Origin of the sequence: Paenibacillus sp. IHB B 3415, from assembly GCF_000802655.2 — a bacterium.
GTDB lineage: Bacteria > Bacillota > Bacilli > Paenibacillales > Paenibacillaceae > Paenibacillus_AQ > Paenibacillus_AQ phytohabitans.
The window spans coordinates 42,953-53,518 of the sequence record NZ_JUEI01000036.1; the positions used below are offsets into that span (position 1 = coordinate 42,953).

Here is a 10,566-nt window from a genome sequence, read left to right on the forward strand (position 1 = left end):
GCGGTTTCTTGTCGGAGAGGCGCTGGAGCTTCTTACTTGCCCCGGGCTGGCGCTGGTGTATAGCGGAATTCGTCATAATAAGCATGTAGCGGAGCCGTGCCGTCATAAGCCTCCAGCCAGGAATCCACGCCTGTTCCGTTCCAGAGATTCATCATAATACGGCCCGGAGTAAAGGGGATACTCTCGGTCGCAGTATGAACAGGGCGGCCGTCTACATACCAGGTAATGGAATCCCTCTTCCAGTCGAAACTATACCAGTGAAATTCTTCTGACGCGTCAAAGCCGAGGTCAATCACCTTTTCATGTCCCCCGATGCCGTCTGTGAAGTAGTTCAATTGCATCTGGCGGGTGTTTTTACCCAAAAATTCAATATCGATTTCGTCCCAGGGCTCACCTTCTGAAGGGCCGGTATACGTGAAGAAAGAAGAGACTACACCGGGATTGGCCGCCGGCTTCATACGGATTTCATACTTGCCATAGCTGTACTTTTCCAGCGAACGGTATTCCGCACCGTCGAACTCGCCGGGGGACCGGCTGGTGAGAGACAGGGTCATAAGATCATCCCCGGCAAATGAGATGTTGTTTTCTCGCCAGGTGCAGTTGAACATGTCTCCGTTGGAATAACCATCCGTTTTCTTCCAGAACTCCGAATTGAATTCTGTAAAATTGTCCTTCGCGCCTCCTGCTTCGGATCGGGGTGCTGAAGTGAAGGCCCATAGGCCCCATACTGCTGCTGACAGAGCAGCAACGGCTACGGATGCTTTGATTAACCTGTTGCGTATCAATTCTGTTCCTCCTGTGATGATGTTTCTTGCTTTTATCGTACAGAACCCAGGCTCTGGCCGCTATACCAATGTGTCAATCCGGATAACAAATTCTGAAGATAACGGCTTCCGGGCAGATGTAAAAGGACTCCGGCAGGTGCGCTCTGTGCACCGCCGGAGTCCAAATTTCGTTTTTAGTTGCCTGTAAATTTCAGCCAGTCATAGTAAGCGTAGAGCGGGTTGGCTCCGTTATAGGAACCTAGCCAGGAGTCCACTCCCGTTCCGTTCCAGAGGTTCATCATAATTTTGCCGGGACGGGACGGAATATTGCTGGTGGCCGTATGCTTCAGAACGCCGTCCACATACCATTTAATGTAGCCCTGCTGCCAATCGAAAGCATACGTATGATAACCTTGGGAAGCGTCAAATCCCAGATTCACGATCTTTTCATGACCGCCAACCCCGTTTGTATAATAATTGAATTGGACTTTAGTGGTGTCCTTGCCCAAAAACTCGATATCAATTTCATCCCAGGGCGTGCCGTCGGAGGGTCCGGTATAGGTGAAGAAGGAAGAGACGATTCCGCTGTTCTTGGCAGGCTTCATGCTGACTTCATATTTACCGTAGCCGTACTTGTAGACTGACCGCATTTCTGCACCGTCAAATTTATTATTGCTGGGACTGGTCAGTGCCAGACGAAGCTGTCCGCCGCTTGTAAATGAGATATTGTTAGCGCGCCAGGTGCAGTTGAACATCCCGCCATTGGAATAGCCGTCGGCTTTTTGCCAGGTTGCGGAATTGAAGTAGGTCAGAGGCTCATCAAAGACGGTGGCTGCTGAAACAGACGGAGCTCCAGTGAGCAATCCGGCAAGCAGCAACAGCATACCTGCACCGCATAATCGTTTTAACCTTTTCATAATAAAAGTACCCCTCCTCGGAATGAAAGCGTTTTACAATATGATTTTAGCGGACCTTGATGCCGGCCACTATACCAACTTTCCAACCCAAATAACAAAAAACCAATTTTTTGCAGGCAAGAGTATTTCATTACCCTCTCACACATACTAATATTGCATGACTGTTAGAGGCTGTACATATTCAGGAGGGGTATTATGGAGCAATGGTCCCAAAGTAAATGGTTCCGCTGGATGATCGGCGTGCTGCTCTCCCTGATCATTCTGTATTTCGTCTGGCTGCTCCGCCCCATGCTGGAGGGAATCTTTCTGTTTCTAAAAGCGATCCTCGCCCCGTTCCTGGCGGCAATGATCATCTCATATGTGCTGAATCCTGTGGTTTCCATGCTCTCCAGGAGAAAAATGCCGCGCAGCGTGGCCGTCCTGCTGATCTATGCGGTATTTCTCACCTCACTGGCGGTCATTCTGATCAACCTGATTCCAATGTTCATCGAGCAGCTGGAGGAGCTTAACGAGCATCTGCCGGAGATGACACTGCATGCGCAGGGCCTGATGCGGGGCATGAATTCCAGACTGATTCCGCCCGGTGTGGAGACGGGAATGAATAACTGGTTTTATCAGCTGGAAAATCGCCTGGCCGAAGGCATCTCCCACTTCCTTGATAATATTGCCTCAACCATTGGCATCCTGTTCAATGCATTCATTGTGCCTTTTCTGGTGTTCTACATCCTGAAGGACTTCGATGTGTTCGAACGGACCGTTGTATCCTGCCTGCCCCGGTCCCGCCGTAAGTCGATCGTCACCCTGCTGAAGGACATTGATGAGGCACTTGGCAACTATATCCGCGGGCAATTTCTTGTCTGTATTATCATTGGTGTGCTGGCCTATATCGGTTATGCAATTATCGGCATGCCTTATGCACTGCTCTTCGCCTGTGTGGTAGCGGTATTCAATATTGTGCCTTATATGGGTCCGTTTCTGGGGGCGGCTCCGGCCATTGTGATGGCTTCGACCCTCTCATGGCGCCTCGTCCTGATGGTAGCTGTAGTAAATACGCTATGCCAAATGCTGGAGAGCAACGTCATTTCTCCGCAGGTCGTTGGACGGAAGCTGCATCTGCACCCGCTGCTGATTATCTTCGCGCTGCTGGTCGGCGGGGAGATCGCCGGAATGATCGGGCTGATTCTGGCGGTGCCGTTCTTCGCAGCGGGCAAAGTGGTCATTCAGCATATCATCGCCTATTATATCCGCAGAAGGCCGGCATAAAGGCAGGGATATCGTTAAATCATTGACGGTACATGTATCTTTTGGTTATAATGTGGTGAATATTACGAGTAAAGAGCAGTACACATAGCAGTGCGATGAAGAGGAGTATTAATTCGTGAGACCGTTATTGCAGAGAGCCGGCACTTAGGGTGCGAGCCGGTTAACGGACCGCAGTGAACTCACCTCGGAGTAATGGCGCGAGCCGCAGGGTTCCTTAAGCTTCATTAATAAGGAGACCGGCGTGTGAACCGTCGTCGCCTCACCCCCGCTAAAGGGTGTCAAAGTGAGTGCCGGACAAAGAATGTCCGCCGCTAACTAGGGTGGTACCACGGGAATTCAAACCTCTCGTCCCTAGCGATAATACGCTAGGGATGGGAGGTTTTTTTGCGGTTAGCCCGGCGGACCGGCGAAGCCTGGGATGGTTCCAGCGGCGCCGCACGGTCAAGGATGTTCCAGCAGACCGGCGAATCGGAAGCGGGTTATGGGCCTTGCGGATTCTGCCGGCCCGGCGAAGCTTGGGCGGGTTCCTGCCACCCCGGCGAATCAATGGCGGGTTTGGCTTTTCAGCCCTTCCGGCCCAGCGAATCATAGGCGGGTTCTTGGGCTTTGCTGGTCCGCCAGGTGAACAGATGGGGTTTATAAAAGTTACAGAGAACGGAACGGAGAAAATTTTGGAGCTGGAGCAACGTAGTGGCCGCCTTTATACTCGGATTTCTACCGCGATAAGCGGTTCTAATCAGGAAATCCGAGTATAACAGCGGGTGGAAGCCCAAAACTTTTTGCAGTGGAGACTATCTCTTAACTCTTTTTTAAAGACAATAGTACGACCTAAGACAGCAACACTCCAAGGAGGAGCATAAGATGAGCGACAATACTCAAGCCCCGACCGGCTACCGCGCCCAAACCATCGAGCCGAAATGGCAGAAATTCTGGGACGAGAACAAGACTTTCAAAACAAGTGAAGAAGCAGGCAAACCGAAGTTTTACGCACTGGATATGTTCCCGTATCCTTCCGGCGCAGGGCTGCACGTAGGCCATCCTGAAGGCTACACGGCTACAGACATCGTCTCCCGTTTCAAACGGATGCGCGGCTACAACGTGCTGCACCCGATGGGCTGGGATGCTTTCGGACTTCCGGCAGAGCAGTATGCGATGGATACCGGACAGCATCCGCGTGACATTACCTTCAAGAACATTGACAATTTCCGCCGCCAGATCAAGTCGCTGGGCTTCTCCTACGACTGGGACCGCGAGATCAGCACAACTGATCCGGGTTACTACAAATGGACGCAGTGGATTTTCATCCAGCTGTACAACCGCGGTCTGGCTTATGTAGCTGAGGTTTCCGTGAACTGGTGTGAAGCGCTGGGTACCGTCCTGGCGAATGAAGAAGTGATCGACGGCAAAAGCGAGCGCGGTGGCCATCCCGTGGTCCGCAGACCAATGCGCCAGTGGATTCTGAGAATTACCGAATACGCAGACCGTCTGCTCGAGGATCTGGATGAGCTGGACTGGGAAGAAAGCATCAAGGATATGCAGCGCAACTGGATCGGCAAATCGACCGGTGCTGAGGTGACTTTTGCCATTGAAGGGCATGAGGCTACGCTTGAAGTGTTCACCACCCGTCCGGACACCCTGTTCGGAGCAAGCTATTGCGTCGTGGCACCGGAGCATAAGCTGGTTGATGTGATTACAACAGAAGAGCAGAAGGCTGCCGTTGCGGACTACCGCGACAAGGCTTCGCGCAAGAGTGATCTGGAGCGTACCGATCTGGCCAAAGAGAAAAGCGGTGTCTTCACCGGCGCTTATGCAATCAATCCGGTGAACGGTGCACAGGTGCCGATCTGGATTGCCGACTACGTGCTGGCGGGCTACGGAACCGGAGCGATTATGGCTGTTCCGGGTCATGATACCCGTGACTGGGAGTTCGCCAAGCAGTTCGGCTTGAATATTATTGAAGTAGTGCAAGGCGGCAACGTCGAAGAAGAGGCTTATTCCGGCGACGGTCCGCATGTGAATTCAGGGTTCCTCGACGGCCTGTCAAATACAGAAGCAATTGCAAAAATGATTGCCTGGCTCGAAGAGAAAGGCAGCGGCAAGGGCAAAGTAACCTACCGCCTGCGAGACTGGCTGTTCAGCCGCCAGCGTTACTGGGGTGAGCCGATTCCGATTCTGCATCTGGAAGACGGCACAATGAAGACCGTTCCTGTGGACCAGCTGCCGCTGGTACTGCCGGATGTGGATGCGATCAAGCCTTCGGGCACAGGTGAATCCCCGCTGGCAAATGTAACCGAATGGGTCGAAACAATTGATCCGGAGACCGGCATGAAAGCCCGCCGCGAGACCAACACCATGCCGCAATGGGCCGGCAGCTGCTGGTACTACCTGCGTTATATTGATCCGCACAATGATCAGGAGCTGTGTTCACCCGAGAAGCAGAAGGAATGGCTGCCGGTTGACCTGTACATCGGCGGAGCCGAGCATGCGGTGCTCCACCTGCTGTATGCCCGCTTCTGGCACAAGGTTCTCTATGATATCGGCGTAGTCGATACGAAGGAACCGTTCCACAAGCTGGTGAACCAGGGGATGATCCTGGGGAACAACAATGAGAAGATGAGTAAATCCCGCGGCAACGTCATCAACCCGGATGAGATCGTGGAAGCGTACGGCGCAGATACACTGCGCGTCTACGAAATGTTCATGGGGCCGCTGGAAGCAACTAAGCCTTGGAATGAAAAAGGCGTGGAAGGCATCCACCGCTTCCTCTCCCGCGTATGGCGCCTGTTCGTGAATGAAGACGGCAGCATCAGCGCGAAGATCTCGGCAGATGGCGGAACCGATGAATTCAAACGGACCTGGCATAAGACGCTGAAGAAGGTAACCGAAGACTTTGAGCATCTGCGGTTCAATACGGCGATCAGCCAGCTGATGATTTTCATCAATGATGCCTACAAGCAGGAGAGCCTGTCCACAGAAGCGGCAGAACAGTTCGTCCAGATGCTGTCGCCGCTGGCACCGCATATTGCCGAAGAGCTGTGGCAGCTGCTGGGTCACGAGGGAAGCATCAGCTATGTCGCATGGCCGGCTTATGATGAAGCCTGGACCGTAGATGCGGAAGTGGAAATCGTCGTGCAGGTCAACGGTAAAATCGTTCAGCGTGCACTGATCCCTATGGATATGGGACAGGAAGATATGCAGAACCATGCACTGGCCCTGCCGAACGTGAAGGCAGCTGTTGAAGGCAAAACCGTACGCAAAATCATTGCCGTTCCCGGCAAGCTGGTAAATATAGTAGTGGGTTAAGCGAAGAACGCAACTCTGCCCGGGTTTTATTGGTTTCCGGCAGTGCTCCGGAAGCGGAGAACGGAGCGGCAGAGCGTAGCTTATAAGGCGGGAATGGCAAGAGGGAAGGACGCTGGCAAGGCATACGGCCCTTGCAATAAGCTATGGCAATGGACGTTGGCAGCAGGCTATAGCCGCAGCTGCCTTAGCGGTCAAGAGGGCTCTGGACGATGCTGCTGCGCCCGAACAGCTCGTCGAGCTTTTCCACATCTTCATCGTATTTGTCATGCGTAGTGGTGATCAGGCGTTCGAACACCCCTTCCAGACTCGTGCGCAGGTGGTTCAGCGCTTCCGCTGTAATGCCTCCCCGGACGGCAACCCGTTCCTGCAGCCCCTGCGGGGTGAAGGAGCCTTCTGTCAGCAGCTTGCCTGTACCAAGCAGCATTTCACCGGCCAGACGGCTGACCAGGGCCTCGTCAATGCCGGTTGCTTCTACAGCCGCTTCGATCCACCGTTCCAGGAAATAGCTGATGAACGCCGGGCCGCAGCTGGAGAAATCAGAGGCAATCCGCGTATGACTCTCCGGGATTTCCGCAGGAACACCAATACATGAGAATAGCCGGAGCAGGACCAGCCTGTCTTTTTTATTTAATCTGCTTCCGAAGATGCACAGAGAAGTCCCGCTTTTGACGGAATGGGTGATGCTGGGAATAATCTTGGCAATTTTGGAGGGCAGTACGGATTCAAGATGGTACAGCTGAACTGGACTAGTAATGGATACGACAATCTGATCGCTGCGCAGGTAAGGGGCAATCTCATCGCTTAACATTTTGAACTGCAAAGGTTTGACACACAGAAACACGATATCGCTCTCGGACGCGGCTTCGATGTTGCCCGAACATACAGTGATTCCGGGATGAAGCTTCTTCAGCTCCCTCAGCTTGCCCGGGCTGCGGTTGCTGGCCAGCACATCACACGGATCAAGGGCTCCCGAACGAAGAAAGGTGTCGATGAGCAGACCGCCCATGCTGCCTGTTCCGATAAATCCCACTTTCATCCTGTGGTTACCTCCTTTCTAATGTTGCTGGGTTCTGGGCTTACAGGAATACTCTTCGTTCAATGTATGCACGGCAGTCTTGGACAAATGACAGGTTTTAAGCTTGTTTTTGAATAAAATTCCAGTTTACTGAAGGAGGACAGCTTCATGGGCAAAAGAATGATCGGCTGCGCCATTGCCGCTGCGCTGCTGGGCGGCGGCCTAGTCTGGGCTGCAGACCACAGGGCAGAGAACGGCATCGCCGGGTGGGAGACCCTGAACGCCGGGATGGCACAGGCGCTGGGGGTGGCGGATGGCGGCGCAGGAACGGCAGGGGAGAGTGGTGAAGAGGGTGGCGGCGGTGCTGAAGGGGTAGCGGCTGTTGGTGGCAGCGGTGCTGGAAGTAGTAAGGCGCTGGCAGCGCCCGGAGGTAAGGGCGGTGCTGTAAGTGATAAGGCCGGAGTGGTTAATGGCACCGGGATTGCTGCTCCGGCGGGGACAGCCGGGGCAGTGGCAGGTGGGGATGACGGTAATGCGAACGGTAAGGCCGGGGCGGCCGTTGGTGGCGGGGGCGTAGGAGTAGCTGAGAATGGAACCGCTAATGGCGGGACTGTTGGAGCAGTGGGAAGTGGCGGTGTAAGCGGTGGGATGGCAGGAGTAGCAGGAAACGAGGGCGGTGTAAATGGAGGGACGGCTGGAGTAGCAGGAAATAGCGCTGTAAACGGAACGGCTGGCGCAGAAGGAGGTGGCGGCGTAAGCGGGGGTGAAGTAACTGGAGGTGCAGCGATTGGATCGGCGGGCAGCGGCGCTACAGGTGGCGGGACGGTTGGTGCAGTTGGGAGCGCTGGAGCAGCAGGTGCCGCAGGAGCCGCAGCTCCAGCAGTGGCTGCTGATAGCAGGGTCAACGTGAACATTGCCGATACCGCAGCCCTGATGGACCTGCCGGGTATCGGGGAGAAGAAGGCGCAGGCGATTATCGAGTACCGTAGCAGCAAGGGAGCGTTCCGCAGCCTGACCGATCTGGGCAAGGTGAAGGGGATCGGGCCGAAGCTGCTGGAGCAGCTGAAGCCGCTGGTGGCATTTTGAGTCCAGGGACCCGCTGGATGATTCGAACGGGCGGCAGCATTCATACTGAAGCTTGTATACACTACAATTGACAGGGAATTACCGGGTTGTTGTTACACAAGGTTGTCTGATTGAGCCGAGTCTATCCTGCCCTGCCCATCCGTATGCTTCGTTGGTCAGATAAGTGTATTTGGTACAACTAAAAACTGTAAAACTACTAATTTCTTAAAGTTAGTTGCACTTCGTACAACTAAAATACGATGTGTGGCGATTTTAGCTCAGCAGATCGTGATATAAGTGTACGAAATACAATTAAACTGATTTTCATCCGAATTTCAGTCTTTTTAGTTGTACAGAATACAGTTAAGTCCAGAAACTGAAAAGGAATAGTAACAGTAACTGGTCAAGTTTGAGCCTGCCGGAAACTGAGCTTAACGCCAGAATCGACGTTTCTATCAGCAATTGCGGTTTACGCAGCATGATGCTGTAATGAGAACGGTTGGCAGGCTAGTGTTAGGACAAGCTGTATAGTGAAAGAATGCTGCATTATGTTACAATAATGAACAACTATTTAAGAGGAAGTGGAGATTGCTGATGACTGTGGCTTACCGCAAGAACTGGGATACATACTTCATGGATATTGCCTGCATGGTCTCCACCCGTTCGCGCTGTCCCCGCCGCCATGTCGGCGCTGTGCTGGTGCAGGGCAAGAAGCTGCTGGGCACCGCCTATAACGGCGCACCGATGGGTGTTCCGGACTGCTCGGAAGCAGGCTGTATGGTCTCCGAGCAATATGAGCGGGAGATCATTGACGGCGTAGAGACCATGGTGAAGAAGCAGCGCTGTATCCGTACGATCCATGCTGAGCAGAATCTGCTGCTGTTCACAGACCGGAGTGACCGGGAAGGCAGTACCGTTTACGTCACAGATGAACCGTGCTGGACCTGTGCCAATATGTTAGCCAACAGCGGGATTGTAGAGATTGTCTATCTGCGTCCGTACCGCAAGGATATGGAGAAGGTTGAGGCCATGCTGTCCTCCAAAGGAATTGTGTTCCGCCAATTGGAGAACTACGAGCCGCCGAAGGAAACGATGATCTCGGTATCGGAATAACCGGAAGCATACCGGAGGACTTGCGTCACCACACAGAATAGGGACAGGTTAGTGTTATGGATAGCTTCAGATCTTCAGGGGAAGAACCTCTGCTTACGCATGTGTTTGCGTTTGCAGGGGTTCTTTGTCTTTGCTGCGGCAGCGGGACAGGAAAAGAGTAGTTCCATTTTGACGGGAAGAAGAGAATAGATCGATGATTAAAGGAGAGATGCTGATGAACAGAAGGCCGCTCTTAAGCTTCACGATCTGCTGGATTGCCGGAAGTACGGCAGGCTGTATGTTTTCCGGCCGCAGCTTGCTGTTCTACCTCGCAGGCTTACTGCTGCTGCCTGCAATCTGGGTGGTCAGCGGCGGCATACGCTGGAGAACGGCTGCTGTGTTCGGGCTGGCGATTGCTGCGGCAGTCCTGTATTGGGAGTGGAGTGAGGCGCGTAACGTGAGCCTGCTGCCGGAGCAATTGAGGCGATCGGCAATCGAACTGAATGAGGCTAACGTTACAGCCGCAGGCGTTATTGCTTCCCCGGTGGAGCGGGACGGGGACAGGGTTGATTTTACAGTGAAGCTGTCACGGATCGGACTGAAGCGGCAGGGAAGTCAGGAGACCGAAACAGCGGCGAATGTAGAAACGGGAGCTAAAGTAGATACAAAAGAAAAATCAGCGGCCGTGGTAGCGGCAGGGGCAGCAGCAGATGCTGAAACAGGAGTAGGTGCAGACGCAATAACAGGAGCAGAAGAGGAAGCAAAAGGGGAACTTGTTGCCGTTCAAATCAAGCTTCAGGAAGAAAGCGAAATTGCTGTAGTCGCTCTTTGGCAGCGGGGAGACCGGGTAGTCATTGAAGGAGAGCTGGCGCAGCCGCAGATAGCGCGTAACTTCGGCGGATTCGATTACCGGGCTTATCTGCTCACGAAGAAAATCCACTGGCTGCTAAAAGGGAGCGGAACAGCCAGCGTTAAGATTGCTACTCCGGCATCGTGGCAGCTATCCGGCATTCTGCGCTGGAATGATAGGATGCGCGCCACACTCGGCGCAGAGATGGAGCGCTTATTCCAGGAGCCACATGCCGGTTATATGAAGGGACTTGTCATCGGCATCCAGGAGGATCTGGCCCCGGAGACCTTCAAACAG

Annotated in this window: 9 protein-coding genes; 6 read left to right on the forward strand and 3 right to left on the reverse strand. The window is 53.5% G+C overall.

Features of this window, described 5'->3' with window-relative positions; all coding sequences use genetic code 11:
• Positions 1-32: 32 nt before the first annotated feature.
• Positions 33-767 carry a glycoside hydrolase family 16 protein gene (locus QW71_RS17155; RefSeq protein ID WP_047013819.1) on the reverse strand — a complete coding sequence of 245 codons (735 nt, stop codon included), beginning with the start codon at positions 765-767 and terminating at the stop codon, positions 33-35.
• A gap of 191 nt (positions 768-958) precedes the next feature.
• Positions 959-1,648, reverse strand: a complete 690-nt coding sequence (locus QW71_RS17160) for a glycoside hydrolase family 16 protein (protein WP_371916283.1) — start codon at positions 1,646-1,648, stop codon at positions 959-961.
• Between the two features lie 228 nt (positions 1,649-1,876).
• Between QW71_RS17160 and QW71_RS17165 the strand changes: the two genes are divergently transcribed.
• The 3 genes from QW71_RS17165 to leuS all read left to right on the forward strand — a co-directional run bounded on the left by QW71_RS17165 (position 1,877) and on the right by leuS (position 6,247).
• Positions 1,877-2,944: an AI-2E family transporter gene (locus tag QW71_RS17165; RefSeq protein ID WP_039300924.1), complete on the forward strand. Its 1,068-nt coding sequence runs from the start codon at positions 1,877-1,879 to the stop codon at positions 2,942-2,944.
• A gap of 384 nt (positions 2,945-3,328) precedes the next feature.
• Positions 3,329-3,535, forward strand: a complete 207-nt coding sequence (locus QW71_RS39890; protein WP_152679785.1) for a hypothetical protein — start codon at positions 3,329-3,331, stop codon at positions 3,533-3,535.
• A 270-nt stretch (positions 3,536-3,805) separates the two neighbouring features.
• Positions 3,806-6,247, forward strand: coding sequence for a leucine--tRNA ligase (gene leuS, locus QW71_RS17175; RefSeq protein WP_039300930.1), 2,442 nt, complete (start codon positions 3,806-3,808; stop codon positions 6,245-6,247).
• A gap of 184 nt (positions 6,248-6,431) precedes the next feature.
• Here leuS and comER read toward each other — a convergent pair whose 3' ends face one another.
• A complete protein-coding gene (gene comER, locus QW71_RS17180; RefSeq protein ID WP_039300933.1) occupies positions 6,432-7,283 on the reverse strand; it encodes a late competence protein ComER in 852 nt (283 codons plus the stop codon).
• Positions 7,284-7,430: 147 nt separating this feature from the next.
• On the opposite strand from comER, the gene QW71_RS41385 reads away from it, so the two are divergent.
• From QW71_RS41385 to QW71_RS17195, 3 genes are all read left to right on the forward strand, one after another.
• On the forward strand, positions 7,431-8,348 hold the full coding sequence (locus QW71_RS41385; RefSeq protein ID WP_039300936.1) for a helix-hairpin-helix domain-containing protein: 918 nt from the start codon (positions 7,431-7,433) through the stop codon (positions 8,346-8,348).
• A gap of 573 nt (positions 8,349-8,921) precedes the next feature.
• On the forward strand, positions 8,922-9,440 hold the full coding sequence (locus QW71_RS17190) for a dCMP deaminase family protein (protein ID WP_039300969.1): 519 nt from the start codon (positions 8,922-8,924) through the stop codon (positions 9,438-9,440).
• Positions 9,441-9,654: 214 nt separating this feature from the next.
• Positions 9,655-10,566, forward strand: a 912-nt coding sequence (locus QW71_RS17195) for a ComEC/Rec2 family competence protein (RefSeq protein ID WP_160311817.1), incomplete at its 3' end; no start/stop codon positions are given.

Bases quoted from the DNA above. Each gene is read 5' to 3' on its own strand.
- QW71_RS17160 (WP_371916283.1), bottom strand. From the start codon at position 1,648: ATGCTGTTGCTGCTTGCCGGATTGCTCACTGGAGCTCCGTCTGTTTCA.
- QW71_RS17165 (WP_039300924.1), top strand. From the start codon at position 1,877: ATGGAGCAATGGTCCCAAAGTAAATGGTTCCGCTGGATGATCGGCGTG.
- leuS (WP_039300930.1), top strand. From the start codon at position 3,806: ATGAGCGACAATACTCAAGCCCCGACCGGCTACCGCGCCCAAACCATC.
- comER (WP_039300933.1), bottom strand. From the start codon at position 7,283: ATGAAAGTGGGATTTATCGGAACAGGCAGCATGGGCGGTCTGCTCATC.
- QW71_RS41385 (WP_039300936.1), top strand. From the start codon at position 7,431: ATGGGCAAAAGAATGATCGGCTGCGCCATTGCCGCTGCGCTGCTGGGC.
- QW71_RS17190 (WP_039300969.1), top strand. From the start codon at position 8,922: ATGACTGTGGCTTACCGCAAGAACTGGGATACATACTTCATGGATATT.